The sequence below is a fragment of the Streptomyces sp. NPDC051020 genome (assembly GCF_040683105.1).
In the GTDB taxonomy this organism is placed as follows: Bacteria; Actinomycetota; Actinomycetes; order Streptomycetales; family Streptomycetaceae; genus Streptomyces.
Genome location: NZ_JBFBCG010000069.1, coordinates 1 through 20,808 on the forward strand (window position 1 = coordinate 1; position 20,808 = coordinate 20,808).

A 20,808-nucleotide genomic window follows, 5' to 3' on the forward strand; every position below is an offset into this window, starting at 1 on the left:
CAGCGCCCGGGCCCTGTCGCGGTCGCCGAGCTCGCGGCGGGCCCGGTTCCACGAGGCCCGGCGCTCGGCGTCCAGCGCCTCGGTGGCCCAGGCGATGACATGGAAGGGGTCCATCACCCGCATCGCGCCGGGGGCCCGATCGAGGAGGACCTCGGCGATCCAGGCGGCGCCGTCAGCGCTGATGTGTGTCAGACGGGCGGCGCGGTCGGGGCCGAGCCGGCCGAAGAAGCGGTGCAGGACGTCCTTGCCGTGCCCGTCGGCCATCCACACCACCCTCGCGGTGTCATGGTCCACGACGACCGTCATGTACTTCTGCCCCTTGCGGTGGCTGATCTCGTCGATGCCGATCCGCCGCAGCCCCGACAGGCGGTCGACGGACCGGTCGCGGTCGGCGACGTACCGCTCGACGATCGCGCCGATGGTCCGCCAGGACGTGCGCATCAGCTGCGCGGCCGCACTTTTGGAACACTCGGCGGCCATCCATGCCGCCTGCTGGTCGAAGGCGTGGGTATGCCCGGCACCGTGACGGGCCCAGGGCACCGCGGCGACGGTCGTCCCGTGCTCACGGCAGGTCACCCGCGGCGCCCGGGCCTCCAGGAAGACGCGCAGCACCCCGTGGTCGAGGTCCCGCCACCGGCACCGCCCCCGCCCCGCGTCGTACCAGGGCGCCGGGCGCCGACATCGGCCGCACCGCTGCCGACGGCGCGCATCCGGCCGTACCGACACGACCACACACTGTTCGTTCTCGTCGATCCGGACGCCCTCGACCACCGTGTGTTCGGCCGTCAGCGTCCGCTTCCATATCCTGAAGAGGGACACGCCGTTTTCCTGCTTGATCCAACTTGAGCCCAGACACCTCAAGCCTGGCAGGAGACGGCGTGTTTCCCGTATCAGGGCAGGTCAGAGCACCCACACATACGGCAGGAGAGCCCAAAAGGTGCCTCTATTGCCTTCGTCAAGCCGTAGTGGGCGTGGGCGGCTGGTAGAAGGTGCCGTCGCGGAGCATGGCGAAGAGGACGTCGATGCGGCGTCGGGCCAGTGCGATGAGGGTAGCGATGTGGTGCTTTCCCTCGCGGCGTTTGCGGTCGTAGTAGGCGCGTGACTCAGGCTGAGAGAGCGAGGCGAACGCGGCGAGGTAGAAGGCTCTTTTGAGCTGTTTGTTGCCTCGCCGGGAAGGGTGTTCGCCGCGGATGGACGAGCCTGAGGCTCTGGTCACGGGTGCTAGGCCGGCGTAGGCGGCGAGGTGGCCGGCGGTGGCGAAGCCGCTGCCGTCACCGACGTCGATGAGGATGCGGGCCGCGGTCCTGATCCCGATGCCGGGCATTGAGATCAGGACCTGGGAAAGAGGGTGAGCCTCCAGGAGTTCCTCGATCCTCGCGGCGAGGAGTTTGCGCTGGTCAAGGACGGACTGGAGCGAGCTCGCGAGATTGGGGACGATGAGTGCGGCAGCATCGGTGCCCGGGACGGTGACGGTCTGTTCGTCGAGTGCCATGAAGATGTCCTCGACCAGCCGTTCGGCCATCCGCGGTGCCTTCGGCCGTATCAGGGTGACCAGCCGTCGCCTTCCGGCTTTGCGGATCTGGGACGGGGAGCCGAACTGGTCCAGCAGTCTGAGCACGGCCGGGTGCTGGATGCGCGGGCCCAGGACCCGCTCGAGAGAGGGATGGATCTGGGTGAGCAGGCCCCGGAGCCGGTTGGCGATCCGGGTGGACTCGCCTGCGAGGTCATCGTCGAAGCCCGCGATCATGGCGAGCTCGGCGACCGTTTCATCAGCAGGAACGATCGTCCGCAGAGTGTGGGGCATGGCCCTGGCGGCGTCCGCGATGATGAACGCGTCGCGGGCGTCGGTCTTGGCCTCACCGGGATAGAGATCGGCGATCCGCCGCATCGTGAGTCCTGGCAGGTAGGCGACTTGGCAGCCGGCGTCCCGGGCGACCGCCAGGGGCAGGGCCCCGATGGAGGCCGGCTGGTCGACAACCACCAGCACGGTCCCATGCTTGGTCCGCAGCTTCTCGAACAGCTCCCGCAGCTTCGGCTCGCTGTTGGGCAGCGGCTTGTCGAACACCTTCTTCCCTGCGGCATTGACGGCAGTAGCGTGGTGTTCACCCTTGCCGACATCCAGGCCCAGATAGGCGTCGATGTCAGATCTGTCCGTCACGTCCGTAGCTCCCGCCCCTCGCTTCTCCCCGGCCTCACCTGCGGCATCAGCGTGCCGGCATCCACGTTACGAAGAGACTGCCTCGCCCCGTCAGGAGGTCGGCGCTCGTGCCTCTAATCAGCGGTCTGCCAATGCCTCCGGCACCGGCGACACCACCTTTTCGATCATCATCGACTGGGGGCTCAAGTCATACCGGGGCCGAAGGCCGGGAGCCTCATTGCGAGGCCACGAAAAAGGTAACGGGGTGGCCGCCACATCCGGGTTTGGGCTGGGCACACCGACTGCGCCATGATGGGCCCGTTCGAGTGGCCTCGGTGCGGCGGTGGGAGCAGCAGATGCAGCGAGACGGGAAGACGGCCCCGTTCGATCTCCAGCTGAAGATCGTGCTGCACGGCACGAGACCGCCCCTGTGGCGGCGCCTCGTGCTGCCGTCCGACACCTCGCTCGGGACGCTGCACGACGCCATCCAGGTCGCCTTCGGATGGCACGGTGGCCATCTTCACCTCTTCACCGACGAGTTCGGCCAGGGGTACGGCGATGCTGCCCGACTCACCGACGTCGATCTCGGCTTCGGCCACGGGGTCCGCGGCGAGGACGCCGCCGCGCTCGGCGACGTTCTGGCCGAGGAGGGAGCACGGCTGCGCTACGTCTACGACTTCGGCGATGACTGGGAGCACGGGATCACGCTGGAGAAGGCGCTGCCGCGCCCGGTCGGCGCGGAGCGGACGGTGCGCTGCGTCGGCGGGCGTCGCGCCGATGTACCGGCCGAGGACATCGGCGGCGTGTGGGGGCTGGCCGAGGTGCTGGGGTGTCTCGACGCCCCGGAAGGGGCCGGGGCTGGCCCGTACGGTGAGCTTGTCGCCGAGCTGCGGGGGGCCGGTTACGATCCGGCGGCCTTCGACCGGGACGGGATCACCGCGCGGCTGGCTCAGTTGACGCCGGACACAGTGTCCGGCAAAGCGAAGCCGCCGACCGGTGATCGGGCCGGGCGCGGCGGTGTCCGTCGGCTGACCGCCGAGGACGTGGTGTTGTGTACCTGCGGGCAGTGCCAGGTCGGCTATCCGGTCGATGCCGAAGTCTACGGACCGACCGAGGATGTGCCTGTGCTGCGCCCGGTGACCCTGGCTCCGCAGGAGGACCTTGTCGGTGCCGTGCGGGGTGTTCCGCTCTTCGACGCGGCGCTGCGACTCGCCGCCTGGTGCGGCGAGGGACGGCAGGTCACCACCGGCCGGGTGCTGCGGCCCGCGCTCGCCCGTGAGGCCGTCGAGGAGCTCAAGCTGTGGACGCTGGCCGGCGACGACTCGCCGTATGCCGACGCCGTCGTGCGGGCTCGTGCGTTGAAATCGCTGCGCAGCGCCAAGGACATGGCCGTTCTCGATGATCCGTGGTGGCTCGCCGTGGATGGTGGCCTGATCACCATCAGCGGGGGCCGCGCGTCGGGTGGCGCGGCAACCGACTTCACCGGTGAGGGCCTCCTGGAGTTCTGGGCCGCCACGATGGGCGATCTGCTCGAGGAGATCGGTGAGACGGGGGTGCTGGACGGGTGGCACGGTGAGCTGGGCGAGCTGTCGGCCGAGATCGCCGACGGCCTCGTCGGCCTGCTGTACGACGCTCCGGACGACGCCTGGGTGGATGGCGAAGACCTGCGTGCGAAGGCCCGTGAGGTGGGCGCGAACGGGCCGGAGTTCGATTTCTTCCAGGCGTTGTTCGCGGCGTCCTTCCGGGAGCTCGGGAAAGGGCTCGCCGTGTTGGGTGCGGTGGAGTACGAGCCCGGCGACGGCGACGATTCGGCCGAGGAGACTCTGCGCACACTCCTGAACGCCATGGTCGGACAGGAGCTTGGCGGTGGTTCGGGAACCTCGACGACGGCGTCGGACCGGTCATGGGACGACAAGCGCGGGCACCGCATGCGGCTCACCCCACTCGGCCGCTACGGGCTCCGCGCCTACCTGATGGAGTGCGGTGTGCCCGCCCCCCTGCTCGGTGAGTACGCCGAAGCGGACGCCGACGCTCTGCTCCAGGGGCTCCTGGGCTACTCCCCCGAGGAAATGCGCCGGGAGGTCGAAGGGTGGATGGAGCACCGTTCGGCGACAGATGCCGCGGTAGGGCTGCTCGACGCATGCGCGGGAGACGACTCCGCGGCAGCGGCGAAGCGCGCCGTGGCCCAACTGGTGCTGGCCGACCTCGACGACCCCCGGGCACTGCGCGTGCTGCGCAAGGCAGCGGAGTCCGACGTCGAGGGGTGCCGCCAGGTGGCCACCACGACCCTGGGCGCACGCCTTGGGGCAGAAGCACGCGTAAACCCGGCGCGGGCGGAGGAGGCCGGATTGTGGCTGCTCATCGACGGACTGTCGATCCTCGCCGGTGCTCAGGAGAGCGAGGAGCTGACCCGGAGCTTCCTGGAGAACTGGAACACGGCGCCGGAGGCGCTCGAACAGCGGGTGGACGACCTGTGGCGAGTGGAGCACCCAGCCACCGCCCAAGTGCTCGCCGAACTGGGTGAGGGCCTGCGCGGCATCGACAAGCGGCTGGCCAAACGCATGCGTACCGCGGCGAACAAGGCCCACTCCCGCCGGTGACAGCAGGGTCGGAACCTGCTGGTGAACGAAGTCGCGGTGAAGACCGCCTGGACGACGGTGAGGCGAATGAGAGTGGCACGAGTCCTCGTACGGGAGCAGGGCACGGGCACGGGGAGCGTGCCGCCATTGGCCGCACCGGAGTCGGCTGCCTGGGCGCGGAGTCTGCTCAACGGCGGCTGGGCGGCGGTGTTCCTGCCCGGCGAGCCTGCCCGCCTCGGCCGGTTGCTGCTCTGGCAGCCCGCCGGGGCAGCCGCCGCCGAGGGCATGGCACCCGCGGGCGTCGAGACCGGGGCGGCGGAGCTCGTGCTGCCGCACGGCCGCACGGTCAGACGGCGCAAGGCGGAGGGTTACGCGCTGCCCGTGGCCCTCGCTGTCGCCGCGCTGTCCGGAGCACAGCCGCGGCACCCGTCCGCCGCGGCCTGGCAGGCCGCCGCCCGCTTCGCGCTCCGGCTGCTCGCCGACGGCCGTCTCCACCCGGCCCTCACCCCCGCCGGCTACGACACCTGGGAGGCGGGCCCCTTCACCGCCGCCCAGCGTCAGACGCTGGATGCCCTCGCCGCCGCCTTCCCGCCCCACGGCCACTGCCTGCCGGAACCGGGTCCGGCCCCGCTTCGGATCACCGAACCGGCCGCGCTGGTACACCGGTTCTGCGACGCTGTCGCTGACGAACTGGTCCGCACTCCCGCCGCTCCGCTCGCCATGGGAGCACTGCCGTACGCCTGGCGCGAGACGCGTGCCGTGCCCGTCCTGCACGAGTGGGCCGAGGAGACCGCCGCCGCGGTCACCGCCGACGTCAGGGTCTCACTGCGGGTCGACGTACCCGAGGGCCGCCGCCGGCAGTTCCGGGCTGTCCTGCAGGTGCACACCGCGGCGGATCCGGCGCTCGTCGTGGAGGCTGCACGGCTGTGGAGCGAGCCGGCCGAGACCGGGCGCGTGCTCGGCCCGCGCGCCGAGACCGAGACGCTGCTCGCCCTGCGTCGCGGCGCCCGCGTCTGGTCACCGCTCGACCGGCTGCTGAAGGACGCCGCTCCGGATCATCTGCGGCTGACCGACGACGAGGCATTCGACCTGCTGGGCGAAGCCACCGACACGCTGCGCGCCGCCGGTATCGACGTGCACTGGCCGCGCGAGCTCGTCAAGGCACTCACCGCGACCGCGGAGATCGGGCAACACACCGCGCCCGGTTCCACCGCGGGCGGCATGCTCGACGCCGACGCCCTCCTCGACTTCCGCTGGCAGCTCTCGCTCGGCGGCGACCCGCTCACCGAGGCCGAAATGGACGCCCTCGCCGAGACGCGCCGCCCCCTGGTCCGGCTGCGCGACCAGTGGGTGGTCGCCGACGCGAAGCTGGTGGCCCGCGCCAGGCGCCGCCGGTTGGAACCGCTCGCCCCCATGGAAGCACTGGGCGCCGCGCTGACCGGCGAGATGGAACAGGACGGGGAGACTTTTCGCTGTGCGGCAGTGGGGGCGCTCGGCGACCTCGTCGCCCGTATCCGCGACCCCGAATCCCGCGCTCCCGCCCCGCAGCCCACCGCGTTGAAGGCCACGCTGCGCGACTACCAGAAACGGGGCCTGGCCTGGCTGGCCGAGATGTGCGAGCTAGGTCTCGGCGGCTGTCTCGCCGACGACATGGGCCTGGGCAAGACCATCACCCTGCTCGCTCTGCACCTGCACCGCCAGACCGACCCCGCCACCGCGGGCCCCACGCTCGTCGTCTGCCCGGCCTCGCTGCTCGGCAACTGGCAACGTGAGGCGGCCCGGTTCGCGCCGACCACGCCGGTGCGCCGCTACCACGGCGGCGACCGCCACCTGAAGGACCTGGCCGGGGACGAGATCGTCCTGGTCACCTACGGAGTGCTGCGCCGCGACCGGGAGGCCCTCGCCGAAGCCGCCTGGTCACTGATCGCCGCCGACGAGGCCCAGCACGTCAAGAACCCCTACGCCGTCACCGCCCGCGAACTGCGCGCCCTGCCCGCCCGCGCCCGCGTCGCCCTCACCGGCACCCCCGTGGAGAACAACCTCTCCGAACTCTGGGCGCTCCTCGACTGGACCACCCCCGGACTCCTCGGCCCGCTCACCGCCTTCCGTGACCGCCACGCCCGCGCCATCGAGACCGGCGAGGACCCACAGGCCGCCGAACGCCTGTCCCGTCTCGTCCGTCCCTTCCTGCTGCGTCGCAGAAAGTCCGACCCGGGCATCGCACCAGAACTGCCCGCCAAGACCGAGACCGACCGTGTCGTTCCGCTGACGGCTGAGCAGGCGAGCCTGTACGAGGCGGTGGTCCGCGAAACCATGGCGAAGATCGCCGAAGCCGAGGGCATCGCCCGCCGCGGCCTGATCCTGAAGCTCCTCACCGCGCTGAAACAGATCTGCAACCACCCCGCCCAGTACCTGCGCCAGTCCACACCACTGCACGGCCGCTCCGGCAAACTGGCGCTGCTCGACGAACTGGTCGACACCATCATCGCCGAAGGTGAGTCTGTGCTGGTCTTCACCCAGTACAAGCAGATGGCGACCCTGATGGAGAAGCACCTCGCAGAACGAGGCGTCCCCACCCTCTTCCTGCACGGCGGCACCCCCGTCACCGCGCGCGAGGAGATGGTGGACCGCTTCCAGCGCGGCGAGGTGCCGGTGTTCCTCCTCTCCCTGAAGGCCGCGGGCACCGGCCTCAACCTCACCCGGGCCACACATGTCGTGCACTACGACCGCTGGTGGAACCCGGCGGTCGAGGACCAGGCCACAGACCGCGCCTACCGCATCGGCCAGGACAAGCCCGTACAGGTCCACAAACTCCTCGCGGAGGGAACCGTGGAGGACAAGGTGGCGAAGCTCCTCGAATCCAAGCGCGCGCTCGCCGACGCCGTCGTCGGCTCCGGTGAGGCCACCCTGACCGAACTGTCCGACGCCGATCTCGCCGAACTCGTCGCCCTGGGGAGGCAGTCATGAGCCCCTCGATCCCCGGCCCGCGACGCGCGCCCACGCGCGGCAGTCGTGCCTTCGCCGCGACCTGGTGGGGCCAGACATGGGTGACGGCCCTGGAGGACTCGACCCTGGACTCGGGGCGCCTGTCCCGCGGACGCACCTACGCCCGCCGGGGTATGGTCGGCCCCGTCACCATCGCCCCCGGCCAGGTCAAAGCCGCCGTCCAGGGCAGCAGGCCCCGCCCCTACCGCTCCGCCGTCCATCTGCCCGTCCTCACCGACGCCCAGTGGAACACCCTCCTCGACACCATCGCGGCCCGGGCCGGGCATCTCGCCGCACTCCTCGACGGCGAGATGCCTGCCGAACTCGTGGACGACGCCCGCCACGCCGGCGTCCCCCTGCTCCCGCAGCCCACCGAACTCGACCCCGAATGCTCCTGCCCCGACTGGGGCTACCCCTGCAAACACGCCGCCGCGCTCTGCTACGCCATCGCCGCCACCATCGACGCCGACCCCTTCGTCGTGTTCGCCCTGCGCGGCCGCGGACGGGAGGAGGTTTTCGCCCAGCTGCGCGCCCGCCGTACGGCCGCCCAGGCGACCTCCACCCCACCGGCCCCAGCCGGACTACCGGCCGCCGGCGCCTACGCAGCCTGGGCCGCCCTGGCCGACCACACTCCGCCGCTTCCCGAACTCCCCGAACCGGCCCCCCACACCGCCGCACTGCCCGCCGCCCCGCCACTCGGCACCGGTCTGTCGGCCACGGACCTCAAACGCCTCATGGCGGACACCGCCGCACGTGCCGCCCGGCTGCTCACGGGCGACACCACCAACCTGCACCTGTCCCAGCACGAGGACGCGGTACGGATCGCCGCAAGCAACTGCGGGCCCGATTGGTTCCACCACCTCATCCAGCACACCGGTGCCAAACCGGCCGCGTTCGCCCGCCTCACCCGCGCCTGGCGGTATGCCGGCCCAACCGGCATCTCCGTCGCCGAACACTCCCACGCCCCCGACCCGACGACGATGACAGCCGCCCGCACCGCTCTGACCGAGGCCCTCACCGAAATGACCACCACCCCGGTCACCCTCAGGGCCTGGCGCAACCGCCTCACTTTGACCGACTACCACATCCAACTGCGTCTGGGCCCCGACACCCGCTGGTACCCCTACCTCCAGCATGACGACGGCCACTGGTGGCCAGCAGCGCCGGCCGACCCCGACCCCGTCACGGCGCTCACCTCCGTCTGGCGGCAGAACAAGAGATGACACGTACGACAGACCCGCGAACCGCCGCCTCAGCCCACAGGTTCACGTCTCCGGACTTGCGTCACCCGGTACCGTTCGCCAAGGAGCTCATGCCCCCTTGACAAACTGTCAGAAATGTTTGTTCTGGGCGGCCTCGTGTAGGGGCAGGTTGCACAGACCGGTGGCCCGGGCGGTCCGGATGCGGTCCGGCGCGGGCCTGTGCGTGCCGACAACCCATGTCGTCCTGTGCGACCTGCGCGTATTCGTGGATGAGGCCACCGAGGCGGGCGCGCCGAATGACACGCGATGGGGCATCGACGGCGCGCGGTTCGGGCGCGCCGACACCAGAGGAGCGTCGCCCAGGAGCGGTCGGAGCGCTGGGGCGCCGGGTCGACCCCGGCCTGCCTCAAGATCTCCCACACCGTGGAGGCGGCGACCGTCCAGCCCGGTGCTGTGGCCGGTTGACGCCCGGCGCTTCGGCATCCCCGCTGGCACGGACGGCGGGTCGTGAGCAGTGTGCGGCCCGCCCCGGTGCAGGGGGTGGAACTGGGACGTAAGGAGGCGCTGGAGCTGGCTCGGTGGGGTTGGGCCGGGTGGTGCTCTCGTAGCGGGCGTCCGGCGATCGGTCCCGTCCACCACGCGATCGACGGGAGGGAGGATCGTCTTTAGGACCGATGCCGGGGCAGCAGTGGTCGGATCAGGCCCGTGCGTTTGACGGTCGCCAGCAGCGGGGTGGTGTCGATGGCGGTGACCGCCTCCAAGGGGCCGACGGCGTCGGTGAGGAAGGTGTACAGGGCGTCGAGGTTCGCGGCGGCGACCGCGACGACCAGGTTGGCGGGACCGGTGGTGGCGGCGCAGAACCGGACGTGCGGGTGGGCGCTCAGGGTCTGCGCGGTCTCCTGCAGCGCTCCCGGCCGTACGGAGATCCACAGCAATGCCTCGGTCTGGGCGCCGAGCAGTGCGAGATCGAGTTCGGTGGCCAGGCGCAGCACCTGGCTCTTCATGAGGGCTTCGAACCGTCGACGGGCGGTGAGCGCGGTGGTGCCGGCGCGGCGGGCCAGGTCCGTGTAGGTGGCCCGGCCGTCCTCGGTCAGCCCGGCGATCAGCGCGGTGTCGACGTCGAGAGGCGTGTGCGACGGTGCCGAGGTCGTCGGTGGCGCGGGGTCGGGGGCGAGTTCGGCCAGTTCTGCGGGTGAGAGGAGGCCGGCGGTCCAGCGGAACGCGGTGGGGAAGACGCGCAGCAGGGTGTGGGCGGTCCAGGAGCCGACGGCGTCGGTGGCGGGCAGGTCGCGCAGCAGCAGGTTGTTGCGGGTCTCGGTACCTTCCAGGAAGAAGATCGTGGAGATCTCGTCGCCGCCGCCGAGGATGTCGACCCAGACGGTGTCGCTGCGGCGGGCCAGCGCCTGGGCGACCTGCCGGATCTTGTTGGGGCGGCAGCGGATGCGCAGGGCGATGGGGATCAGGTGCGGGAAGCGGGCCGGGTTGCGTACGACGGTCGCGCGCAGGGTGCCGTCGGCGTAGAGCAGGGCGACACGGCGTACGACCGTGCGCTCGGACAGCCCCAGGCAGCGGGCCACCTCCCGCCAGGAGGCACGCGGCGAGGCGACCAGAGCGGCCGCGATCCGCCGATCGGTTTCATCGAGCACCTGTCGCATGATCCGCATGATAGGCCCGGGCCCTGGCGTACTTTCTGCGCAGGAGTCTTCAGCTTGGCGATGAATTCCCGCATCACTCCTACAACAGTCTCGTCGCCGAACGACTGGTTCGGGATCCGGCACCTGCGAGATGAGGGAGAAGACGATGACTGATCATGGAGCCGACCTGCTGATCCGCGCCGGCGCGGTGCACACCCTGGTGCCCGGTCAGGCCCCACAGCGGGCAGTAGCCGTGCGCGGAGACCGTATCGCGGCCGTGTCCGCCGACCCGAACGGTCTCGACCACCTGGTGAGCGCGGACACGCAGGTCCATGACCTGCCGGGTGCCACCGTGCTGCCCGCCTTCGACGACACCCACACCCACCTGATCTTCGCGGCGCTCGGTGCCCATGACGTCCCCGTGCACCGGGCCCGGAACATTCCCGAGTTCCTCGACCTGATCCGGCAGCGGGCCGCGGTCACTCCCGAGGGCGAGTGGATCCGCACCACCACCAACTGGCAGGAACTCAATCTGGCCGAGCGCCGCATGCCCACCGCGGCCGAACTCGACCAGGCCACCGACCGGCACCCGGTCCTCGTCAAGCGCGGCGGCCACAACGACGTCGTCAACACCTATGCGCTGCGTCTGGCGGGCATCACCGAGGACACCCCCGTGCCGCCGGGTGGCACCATCGGCCGCGGCGCCGACGGCAAGCTGGACGGCCGGCTGATCGACAACGCGCTGCACCTGGTGGAGCACCTGGTCCCGGATCCGGACCGGGCCGAGCGCATCGACGGACTGCGCCTGGCCAGCCGCGACTACGCCGCCACGGGCATCGGGACCGTACGCGACTGCGCGGTCACACCCGAGGACTACGCGGTGCTCCTGGCCGCCCGCGAAGCGGGGGCGCTCAGCACCCGGGTGCGGGCGCTGATCTCGGCCCTCGGACTGACCAGCGCCGCACAGGTGGAGGACCTGCTCGACGTCATGGAGGAATGGCGTGACAACGGCGACCCGTGGCTGTCGGTGTGGGGGGTGAAGTTCGGCCTCGACGGCGGCCTGGAGGCCGGGGCCACCGAGGAGCCGTACGCCTGCGACCACGCCTTCTCCGGGATGCTGATCTGGGAGCCGGACGCGCTGGTCGAGGCGGTCGAGGCCGTGGTCCGACGCGGCTGGCGGGTCGGCACCCACGCCCACGGCGACCGCGCGGTCCGCACCCTCCTGGACGTCTACGAGCGCGTCCTTGAGCGCAACCCCGGTCTGCCCGCCGGCACACTGGTGATGGAGCACGGCGGCCTGGCCGGTCCCGAACAGCAGGCCCGCGCCGTCGCGTTGGGCATCCCGGTCACCATCCAGCAGCCGCTGCTGCACGACACCGCCGAGGTCGAGGAGGGCTTCTGGGGCCCGGAACGCGTCGCCCGGCTGTTCCCCGCGCGCGGCTGGATCGACCTGGGCGCCGAGGTAAGCGCCGGATCCGACTTCCCCGTCGGCCAGTTCGGCGCGATGCGCTCCATCTGGGGCATGACCACCCGGCAGACCGTCATCGGGGTCAAGGGCCCCGAGCACGCCATCACCTACGACGAAGCCCTCACCCTGCATACCGCGGGCGCCGCCCGCCTGACCGGCGAGGAACACCTGCGCGGCACCCTCACCCCCGGCCGCCTTGCCGACCTCACCGTCTGGGACCAGGACCCCGCCCAGTGCCCGGGTGACGCCCTGCGTGACCTCAGCCCCACGCACACCTTCGTCGGCGGTCTCCTGGTCACCCTGACCGGCACGCGGTAATCAGTCCACTCGGCCGTGACTGGCTCTGTCCTGGTGGCGCAAGCGGCCGTTGAGATGGACCTCTTGGCGGCCGCTCCCGAAAGGTATCGATGACCATGCCGCGTACCCGTTCGTTCGTGCAGGTCGACGTGTTCTCCACGAGCCTCTACTCCGGCAATCCGGTCGCGGTCGTCCTGGACGGGACGGACCTGAGCGATGCGAAGATGCAGCAACTGGCGCGCTGGACGAATCTGTCCGAGACCACGTTCGTCTTGCCGCCCACCGTCCCGGAGGCGGACTACCGGCTGCGGATCTTCACCCCCGGAGGCGAACTGCCGTTCGCCGGTCACCCCACCCTCGGCTCCGCACGTGCCTGGCTGGACAACGGCGGCACCCCGCGGAACGCCGAGCACCTCGTGCAGGAGTGCGCCGCAGGACTGATCACCGTGCGCCGCGGCGAGGACACCTTGTCCTTCGCCGCCCCGCCCCGGGTGCGTGCCGGCGCGCTCGATGACGACTATCTGAAGCGGATCGTGGCCGCGTTCGGCATCACGCAGGAGCGGGTCCTGGCCCATCAGTGGGTCGACAACGGACCCGGCTGGGCCGTGCTCCAGCTGGCCACCGCCGAGGATGTCCTCGCCCTCGAACCCGACCTGGCCCTGATCCCGGACGCGATGGTCGGCGCGATCGGCGTCTGCCCCGAGGAATCCGAGTACGCCTTTGAGCTGCGTACGTTCGCCCCGGGCGCCGGCGTGCCCGAGGACCCCGCGTGCGGCAGCATGAACGCTGCCGTCGGACAGTGGCTCACCTCCACAGGCGCCGCACCCTCCTCCTACCGGGTCTCTCAGGGCGCGAGGGTGGGACGGGCCGCGAGTATCGAGGTCACCGCCGATACGGACGGCACGGTCTGGGTCAGCGGCGCCGCCGTCATCTGCATCCGCGGCACCATCACCCTCTGACCGCCGCACCGTCATGGGGTGTCAGGGGAGAGCGTCTTCATGGTGACGTAGCTGGTCACCGTGGCCACGCCGGGCAGGGCTGCCAGCTGGTTGGCGTGGAAGTCCTCGTAGGCCGGCAGGTCGGCGACCTCGACCTGGAGCAGGTAGTCGAAGTTTCCGGTGATGTGGTGGCAGGCGACCACCTCGGGCAGCTGTGTGATCCCGCGCTCGAACGCGACCACGTCCGCGCGGGTGTGCCGCATCAGCCGGACCCCGGCGAACACCCGCAGACTGCGGCCGACCGCGGCGGGATCGATCAGCGCCCGGTAGCCGCGGATGACGCCGGCTTCCTCCAGCTGGCGCACGCGCCGCAGGCAGGGTGACGGCGACAGCCCGACCCGGGCGGCCAGCTCGTTGTTGCTGATCCGACCGTTCTCTTCGAGCACGGCCAGAATCGACCGGTCCACCTCGTCCATGGTGGCAGATTATTGCGCCTGGCAACCGAGTACCACAATCGTGCGCCCGCAGCGAGCGCAATTTGCTGCCAAAGTTGCCATGTTCCACCCATATTCGGGCGATGGTCGGCCACGCTTCATGGCGTCGTAACCGACGTCTATGGAAGGGCAGGCCATGCCGGGCAAGAGCACCATCACCGTCCACGCCGATCGCGAGATCCATCCCACTCGCGCCGTGGCACCGCCCATCTACCAGACAGCGACATTCTGGGCCGAGGACAGCGAGACGTTCGCGCAGGGCGCCGTCGAACCGCGCGGCAAGGACTTCTACACCCGCTTCGGCAACCCCAACCACGCCCAGGTCGCGGCCGTCGTCGCGGAGCTGGAGGGCACCGAGGCGGCCATGGTCACCGCGTCCGGGATGGCTGCGCTCACCACCGCCGTCCTCGCCCTGGTCTCCGCCGGTGACCATGTCATCGGGCAGAAGTCCACCTACGGCGGCACCGGCTCGGTCCTGCTGAACCTGCTCCCGCGCCTCGGCGTGTCGACCACCCTGGTCGACCAGACCGACCCGGAGGCGTTCACGAAGGCCCTGACCCCCGAGACCCGCCTGATCCTGGTGGAGACGCCGAGCAATCCGCTGCTGCAGATCACCGACCTGCGCGCCGTCGCGGACCTGGCCCGCGCGCACAACGTGCTGACCATGGCGGACAACACCTTCGCCACCCCGCTGAACCAGCGCCCGGCGGACCTCGGCATCGACCTGGTCTGGCACAGCGCGACCAAGTACCTCAACGGCCACTCCGACGTCTCCGCCGGAGTCATCGCCGGACCCGCCGAACTCCTGAACCGGATCTGGGACATCGGCCTCCTCACCGGTGCCACCCTCGGCCCCATCGACGCCTGGCTGCTGCTGCGCGGCATACGCACCCTGCCCCTGCGCATGCCACGGCACAACGCCAACGGCCTGGCCCTCGCCGAGGCGCTCAGCGGGCATACGGCCGTGGCGAAGGTGCACTATCCCGGCCTGGCGTCCCACCCGCAGCACGACCTGGCGGCCAGTCAGATGAGCGGCTTCGGCGGCGTGCTCGGCATCGAGTTCACCGGCGGCTTCGAGATGGCCGACGCCTTCCTCGGCAAGCTGCGCTACTCCCTCCGCTCGGCCAGCCTCGGCGGCGTGGAATCCCTGGCCGTGCACCCGGCGTCCATGTGGCGCGGGATGCTCAGCGAGGACCAGATCGCCGAGTCGGTGCCGCTGGGCCTGGTCCGGCTGGCCGCGGGCACCGAGGACACCGCCGACCTGGTCGCCGACGCGCTCGCCGCCGCCGACGCCGTCCACACCACGGCAGCGACTGCCTGAATCACCCGGAGAGCGCTGGTCACACGGTGCGGCGACGCCATCCATGGGTGTGCACACGTGAGCGGCACGGTTCTCGACACCACTGGCCCCTGCGCCCAGCAGCTCAATGAAGAGGTGCACCTCCATGCCCAACCCGCAGAACCATCGCCTCGCCGACCCCACACCCGCTCACGCAACCGCCGACGATTCGCCTCGCAGCGGCACCCCGCTCGCTCACGGGCTCAAGCAGCGTCACCTGTCGATGATCGCCCTCGGCGGTGTCATCGGCGCGGGCCTGTTCGTCGGCTCCGGTGCCGGTATCGCGGCGGCCGGTCCGTCGATCGTCGTCGCCTACGCACTGTCCGGCGTGCTCGTCATGCTGGTGATGCGCATGCTCGGCGAGATGTCGGCAGCCCACCCGGCCTCCGGCTGGTACTCCAGCTCGCCGCGGGTGCCCCAGCCCGCCCTGAAGTGGCGCCCCTGCCAGGGGTGATCGGCGTCAGCCTGGTGCAGCCGCGGTGCGAGGTCGCGGCGTACGGCGGTGGAAAGGGGCGTGGTGCACGCGATCAGCCGCAGGTGCCCGAGTACCGAGCGGCTCTGCATCGGCTGGGCCGCCGACACGCTGGCCGCGCGCGGCCCCGGAGGTAACGCCGGACCACCTGCGGGTCGGTGGAAAGCACACCCACCTGATGCTCGGCCGTCACCCCGGCCTGCTGCCCCCACGACTGGCCGGGCTGCTGCACCAGCTGGCGGAAAAGCCCTTGCCCGGCTCACGAGCTCTGTTCGCGCAGGCCACCCCAGGTCCCCGGCTGCTGTTCCCGGGACTGGTCCCGGGGAAGCCCATCTCGACCCACGCCATGACGCAGAAGCTCAACCGGTACGGACTCTCGGTCCGCGCGGCCCGCAACTCCGCCCTTGCCGCCCTCGCTGCCGATCTCCCCAGCCCGATCCTCGCCGACCTGACCGGCATGCACCGCCACACCGCGATCCGCTGGGTCGCCTACGCCAGGCGCGACTGGGCCGAGCACCTCGCGGCACGCGCCGAGGACCAGAGGGAGTCACCCGCCACCGGCGGTCACCGGTGAAGAGGACAAGATTCGTGCAGCGGCGGTTGGGCTCGTTCATGCCGCACCCCCTGCCCGGGGGCGCGGGTCGTTCAGGACTGCTCGGCGGCCACCTTCCGCAGCCAGCGGCGCGTCTGCCGCCGGTTGGCCAGCAGCACCACGTCGGCTTTCGCGCCGAACTCCTCGATCTTCGCCATCACGCGGGGCCGCATCTTGCGGCGGTATGTGGCGACGTACTTGATCACGCCCCAGTGGATGCGGTTGTGCACCCCGTTCCCCTTGTGTCCCGCGCCGTGCCGGATCTGCCGGAAGAAGATGCCGTACAGCGCCGCCACGGTCGACACGTCCATCAGGACCACCGTGTCGCAGGCTTCGAGCCGCGCCTGCAGCGTCGAGTTGTAGTTGCCGTCGATCACCCACCGCGGCTGCGCGACCAGCTCGCGCTGCGCGTCGGTGAACTTGTCCATGGGGAGCGCGTTCCACTCGTCGTCGTAGAACGCGGCGTCCAGGTGCGTCACCGGGGCGTCGAGGATCGTGCCCAGTTCGCGGGCCACGTGGGATTTGCCGCTGCCTCCGCAGCCGACGATGGCGACCTTCTTCATGGTGCTCCAGGGTAGGGAGGTTCGGGTGTCCGGCGCGGCCATCCTCCAGGACACATTCGGATCGATCGCCTCGAACGAATCGTTCTCCGGCTGGACCAAGACCTTCACCGACCCCCGCCTCTGCGCGGCCATCGTCGACCGCCTCACCTTCGGCGGCAACATCATCGAGACCGGCACGGACTCCTACCGACTCGCCATCACCCGCGCCCGTGCAGACCAACAACTGACCACGAGCTGATCAGGACACATGAGGCTTCGTCATCAGCGTCAGCGCTCGCGGATCCTTGACCACCACCAGCCGCCCACCGTCCGTTCGCTCACTGGCCCAGGGTCCGGCAGAGTGCGACGCTCGAACTCGTCGTCGATGCGAGCAATCAGCCGGCCGAGATCACGCCGAGCACCGCGAGGGAGGTGAAGCATGACCTCCTCCAGATCATCGCGGGCGTACTCCACCTCCAATCCGGGCTGCCAAACCTGGGACGCCTTCAGATAGCGGCCGGGTTGCTTGAATACCCACTCGAAACGGGCGAATGCGCCAGCAACTGCGTCAGGCCACATCCGCTCATCTTCGACACGGTGGACAGCTGCACGAGTCCTCGCGGAAACACCACGGATCTGCCGAACTACAACATGTCTGCGAGGCCGCCATCGCTCAGCGCGGATAGCCTTCGGGCGCCTACGCGGCATCGCCCTTTCTGATCAACATGGTGTCATCCTGCCACGAACGGGGCTGGCTCCGCACGCACGAACGAACTCCCCGCCACCTCGGGTGCTCATACTTCTCACCAACATTCACGCGCTCTCCGGGCAACGCGTGATGCCGAAACCCACCAACAAGTGCTCTCGCTTGAAGGTTCTGGCACAAATTTCGTGAGAGCGATCAACGGGGTTCCGTCTCGGCGGCATAGCGTCATCTGGGACCGTGGTGCGGTGTGATGCGCTGGTCGGTGACCTGTTTCCGCACCTCAGCAGGTGCTGGTGGAGCGCGTGTTTTTCGAGTGCGGAGTAATTCGAATAGTGGCGAGAACCGGGAGGCCGCGGTGCAGTGTCCCGGGTGTGCGGTGGTGTCCAACCGGGTGCACAGCACGTATGGAAGGAGACCTGCCGACACGCCGGTCGGGGATCGGCCGGCACTGATCAAGCTGACGGTGCGGCGGCTGTACTGCGAGAACATGCGCTGTTCGCGGCGTACTTTCGCCGAACAGGTCGACGGCCTGACCGTTCGCTATAGCCGTCGCACACCTGCCGCTCGGCGGTTTCTGGAGGCTGTCGCCGTCGCGCTCGCGGGCCGGGCTGGGAGCCGTCTTGCCGCTGCCCTGCATACACGGGTGAGCCGGTCGACACTGTTACGGGCGGTTATGGCCCTGCCCGACCCTGCCTGGGCCGTTCCGAGAGTGCTGGGCGTCGATGACTTCGCCACCCGTCGTGGACAGCACTACGGAACCGTGCTCATCGACTGCGAGACCGGCCAGCCTCTCGACCTGCTGCCCGGCCGCGACGCTGCGACCCTGGCCGACTGGCTGCGTGAACATCCCGGCTCCGAGAGCATCTGCCGTGACCGGGGCGGTTCTTACGCCGACGGCGCCCGCACCGGTGCCCCGAACGCGATTCAGGTTGCCGACCGCTTCCATCTCTGGCAGAACCTCGGCACCGCCGTCGAACGCAGCGTGCGACGGCACCATGATTGCCTGACGAAGTTTGCCGTCAGAGACGATGGTCTGACGAACGATGCGGTCGCCGACCAGGCGGATGCAGAGAAGGAAATGTCGCCCATCGAGGCCCGTATCCGTGAACGGCACGCAACCGTCCATGCTCTGCCGGCCCAGGGACATGGCATCCGCGAGATCGCCCGGGAACTGCACATGGGCGGCAACACCGTCCGCCGCACCGCACGAGCTGCGGTCCCCGAAGAATCACTGAGCGGTCGTCGCCAGCCCAGGCCCAGCCAGCTCGACCCCTACAAGCCCCACCTGGACAAACGCTGGGCAGTGGGATTCACCAACGCCATCCATCCCCACGCCGAGCTCCAGGAGCTCGGCTACCGCGGCAGCTACCAGACGATCAGCGATTACCTGCGACCGAGACGCCGCCGCATCCGTGTTGTCACCCCTGCGCCTCCGGGCGTCCGGCAGATCACCGGGTGGATGATGCGTCACCCCGAGCACCTGGGCGACGAAGAACGCCGGCAGTTCACCACCGTCCTCGCCCAGTGCCCAGAACTGGGCGCCCTCCATAGGCACGTCCGCACCTTCGCCGAGATCCTCACCACCCGCTCCGGCCAACACCTCAAAGACTGGGACGCCGTCGTCCAGGGCCTGACCACCTGCTGGAACTCCGGTCCGGTGGAGGGCCGGGTCAACCACATCAAAATGATCAAACGCCAGATGTTCGGACGCGCGAAACTTCCCCTCCTTCGGAAGCGAGTCCTGCTCACCGCGGCTCAAGGCAGCTACCGCCGTCAGGCCTGACCCGGCCTTGATAGAACGGCCTCATGAGTTCGAACGACGCCCAGATCGCGCAGGCCGAGTGCCACTTCGGAGTCCGATTTCCCGACGACTACCGACACTTCCTGGCCACGGAAGGGAGCATGGCCCGGTTCGTTCCTCCTGCGGACGACTTCCTGATGATCAATGCCCTCGCGGAGCTCATCGAAGTCAATGAGGCTGGCGACTTCCAGGAACGCTTCCCCGGGAGCGTCGTCATCGGCGGGGACGGAAGTCGAGAAATGCTCACCTACGACTTTCGGCAGGAACCCCCATCTCTGGTCCTACTCGACGTCTCCGCTCAGGACTGGTCGTCCGCCATCCAACAGGCAACTTCGTTCTCCGCCCTGCTCGAGCAGTTCCCCGAAACCGGATGGCAATGGGACGGCTCTGAGCCCTCGCCCTCCTGAAAAGCGTCCTCACGAAATTTGTGCCAGAACCCGCTTGAAACCTACGCAGCCGATTGCCCTCACCCTGTAGCTGGCACGCACTTGCTGGGATGATGGCGGAGCATGTGACCGGGCTGGGAATGGCGTGCCGGCGCGGCCTCCCGCTGCCCGGCCGTGCTACGCGTAGCGCACCACCGACGTCGGCACCACCGTCCGGCGCGCCGGGCCCGCCATCGCGTCCGGCCCCTGTTCGATCCGGTCCAGCAGCAGCCGGGCCGCCTGGCGTCCGACCTCGTCCGCGTCGTACGAGACGACGGTGACCGATACCTGCAGCATGTCTGCCATCTCGAAGTCGTCGAAGCCCGCGAGCGCGGTGCTGGTGCCAAGGCGTCGCATCGCCCGGTAGGCGCCCAGCGTGATGCGGTTGTTGGTGCAGAACAGTGCTGTCGGCGCATCCTCGCGGTCCAACAGTTCCATGGCCGCCGCCTCTGCGGTGGCGATGTCGTGGGGGCCCCGGCGCACCCACGCCTCGTGCGGTGTCAGACCGGCTTCCTCATGCGCGGCCCAGTAGCCGCGGAAGCGCTCTGCCGCGGTGAACAGACCGGGTGGATTGCCCAGGAAACCAACGTTCCGGTGCCCTTCGGACAGCACTTGTGCGGTGGCCGCGCGGGCTCCGCCGAAGTCGTCCACGAGGACCGCGTCGGCCTCGATCCCAGAAGGCGGCCGGGAGGCGAAGACCACGGGGGTGCCGCCGAGGGTGGCGGGGCTGAGATGACGGTGTGTGGCCCCGGCCGGAACCACGATCACGCCGTCCACCCGGCGGGATATCAGGTCCTCCACCATTTCACGTTCGCGTTGGACCTGTGATGCCGTGTTGCCTACCACCAGCCGAAGCCCGTACTCCTCGGCGACGCTTTCGGCGCCGAGCGCGAGACGGGAGTAGAAGGGGTTGCCGAGGTTGGTGACGACCAGGCCGATCATGCCGCTGGGGCGGCCCAGACGCAGCGTGCGGGCCACCTCGTTGCGGCGGTAGCCCAGTTCGCGTACGGCAGTGAGCACTCGCTCCTTGGTCGTGGGGCTGACGCGGTCGTCCTTCAGCACCCGCGACACGGTCATGGCGCTGACGCCTGCACGGGCGGCGACGTCGCGCATCGTGGGCGTGGTCGCGGATCCGGTGGATCCGGGAGTGCCGGACGGGGGCACTGCGCTCGCTCTCTCTTCCAGCTGACGGTTGCG

General features: G+C 69.9%; 15 protein-coding genes and 2 pseudogenes. 11 read left to right on the forward strand and 6 right to left on the reverse strand.

All coding sequences use genetic code 11. The annotated features are described in order from the left end of the window. Both AB0N06_RS29175 and AB0N06_RS29180 read right to left on the reverse strand, forming a co-directional pair. Nucleotides 1–819, reverse strand: an 819-nt coding sequence (locus AB0N06_RS29175; RefSeq protein WP_366137673.1) for a transposase, incomplete at its 3' end; no start/stop codon positions are given. A gap of 136 nt (nucleotides 820–955) precedes the next feature. After that, complete coding sequence (locus AB0N06_RS29180; RefSeq protein ID WP_366137674.1) at nucleotides 956–2,158, reverse strand: IS110 family transposase; 1,203 nt, start codon at nucleotides 2,156–2,158, stop codon at nucleotides 956–958. Between the two features lie 335 nt (nucleotides 2,159–2,493). Here AB0N06_RS29180 and AB0N06_RS29185 point away from each other — a divergent pair, with 335 nt between their 5' ends. The 3 genes from AB0N06_RS29185 to AB0N06_RS29195 all read left to right on the forward strand — a co-directional run bounded on the left by AB0N06_RS29185 (nucleotide 2,494) and on the right by AB0N06_RS29195 (nucleotide 8,924). After that, complete coding sequence (locus AB0N06_RS29185) at nucleotides 2,494–4,737, forward strand: plasmid pRiA4b ORF-3 family protein (RefSeq protein ID WP_366137675.1); 2,244 nt, start codon at nucleotides 2,494–2,496, stop codon at nucleotides 4,735–4,737. Between the two features lie 66 nt (nucleotides 4,738–4,803). Beyond that, nucleotides 4,804–7,683, forward strand: coding sequence for a DEAD/DEAH box helicase (locus AB0N06_RS29190; protein ID WP_366137676.1), 2,880 nt, complete (start codon nucleotides 4,804–4,806; stop codon nucleotides 7,681–7,683). Then, nucleotides 7,680–8,924: an SWIM zinc finger family protein gene (locus AB0N06_RS29195; protein WP_366137677.1), complete on the forward strand. Its 1,245-nt coding sequence runs from the start codon at nucleotides 7,680–7,682 to the stop codon at nucleotides 8,922–8,924. The genes AB0N06_RS29190 and AB0N06_RS29195 overlap by 4 nt, the downstream gene beginning before the upstream one ends. Before the next feature lie 644 nt (nucleotides 8,925–9,568). Here AB0N06_RS29195 and AB0N06_RS29200 read toward each other — a convergent pair. Beyond that, complete coding sequence (locus tag AB0N06_RS29200; RefSeq protein ID WP_366137678.1) at nucleotides 9,569–10,558, reverse strand: AsnC family transcriptional regulator; 990 nt, start codon at nucleotides 10,556–10,558, stop codon at nucleotides 9,569–9,571. Nucleotides 10,559–10,703: 145 nt separating this feature from the next. On the opposite strand from AB0N06_RS29200, the gene AB0N06_RS29205 reads away from it, so the two are divergent. Continuing rightward, entirely contained in the window at nucleotides 10,704–12,323 is a 1,620-nt protein-coding gene (locus AB0N06_RS29205) for an amidohydrolase (RefSeq protein ID WP_366137679.1), read from the forward strand. Nucleotides 12,324–12,418: 95 nt separating this feature from the next. Beyond that, nucleotides 12,419–13,261 carry a PhzF family phenazine biosynthesis protein gene (locus AB0N06_RS29210; RefSeq protein WP_366137680.1) on the forward strand — a complete coding sequence of 281 codons (843 nt, stop codon included), beginning with the start codon at nucleotides 12,419–12,421 and terminating at the stop codon, nucleotides 13,259–13,261. A gap of 11 nt (nucleotides 13,262–13,272) precedes the next feature. On the opposite strand, the gene AB0N06_RS29215 is transcribed toward AB0N06_RS29210, so the two are convergent. Next, on the reverse strand, nucleotides 13,273–13,716 hold the full coding sequence (locus AB0N06_RS29215; RefSeq protein WP_366137681.1) for an Lrp/AsnC family transcriptional regulator: 444 nt from the start codon (nucleotides 13,714–13,716) through the stop codon (nucleotides 13,273–13,275). Nucleotides 13,717–13,870: 154 nt separating this feature from the next. On the opposite strand from AB0N06_RS29215, the gene AB0N06_RS29220 reads away from it, so the two are divergent. From AB0N06_RS29220 to AB0N06_RS29230, 3 genes and pseudogenes are all read left to right on the forward strand, one after another. Further along, a complete protein-coding gene (locus AB0N06_RS29220) occupies nucleotides 13,871–15,055 on the forward strand; it encodes an aminotransferase class I/II-fold pyridoxal phosphate-dependent enzyme (protein ID WP_366137682.1) in 1,185 nt (394 codons plus the stop codon). 124 nt (nucleotides 15,056–15,179) lie between these two features. Next, nucleotides 15,180–15,473: pseudogene (locus tag AB0N06_RS29225) on the forward strand (amino acid transporter); the annotation flags it as partial. Between the two features lie 250 nt (nucleotides 15,474–15,723). Continuing rightward, a complete protein-coding gene (locus AB0N06_RS29230) occupies nucleotides 15,724–16,119 on the forward strand; it encodes a hypothetical protein (protein ID WP_366137683.1) in 396 nt (131 codons plus the stop codon). A 71-nt stretch (nucleotides 16,120–16,190) separates the two neighbouring features. Here the strand turns inward: AB0N06_RS29230 and AB0N06_RS29235 are convergent, their stop codons facing one another. Beyond that, nucleotides 16,191–16,700: a topology modulation protein gene (locus tag AB0N06_RS29235; RefSeq protein ID WP_366137684.1), complete on the reverse strand. Its 510-nt coding sequence runs from the start codon at nucleotides 16,698–16,700 to the stop codon at nucleotides 16,191–16,193. On the opposite strand from AB0N06_RS29235, the pseudogene AB0N06_RS29240 reads away from it, so the two are divergent. The 3 genes and pseudogenes from AB0N06_RS29240 to AB0N06_RS29250 form a co-directional block, all read left to right on the forward strand. Continuing rightward, nucleotides 16,696–16,938, forward strand: a pseudogene (locus tag AB0N06_RS29240) (ATP-binding protein); the annotation flags it as partial. The gene AB0N06_RS29235 and the pseudogene AB0N06_RS29240 overlap by 5 nt on opposite strands. A gap of 697 nt (nucleotides 16,939–17,635) precedes the next feature. Continuing rightward, nucleotides 17,636–19,168: an ISL3 family transposase gene (locus tag AB0N06_RS29245; RefSeq protein ID WP_366137685.1), complete on the forward strand. Its 1,533-nt coding sequence runs from the start codon at nucleotides 17,636–17,638 to the stop codon at nucleotides 19,166–19,168. A 23-nt stretch (nucleotides 19,169–19,191) separates the two neighbouring features. Beyond that, a complete protein-coding gene (locus AB0N06_RS29250) occupies nucleotides 19,192–19,593 on the forward strand; it encodes an SMI1/KNR4 family protein (protein ID WP_366137686.1) in 402 nt (133 codons plus the stop codon). A 156-nt stretch (nucleotides 19,594–19,749) separates the two neighbouring features. Here AB0N06_RS29250 and AB0N06_RS29255 read toward each other — a convergent pair whose 3' ends face one another. Further along, nucleotides 19,750–20,724: a LacI family DNA-binding transcriptional regulator gene (locus AB0N06_RS29255; protein ID WP_366137687.1), complete on the reverse strand. Its 975-nt coding sequence runs from the start codon at nucleotides 20,722–20,724 to the stop codon at nucleotides 19,750–19,752. Between the last annotated feature and the right edge of the window lie 84 nt (nucleotides 20,725–20,808).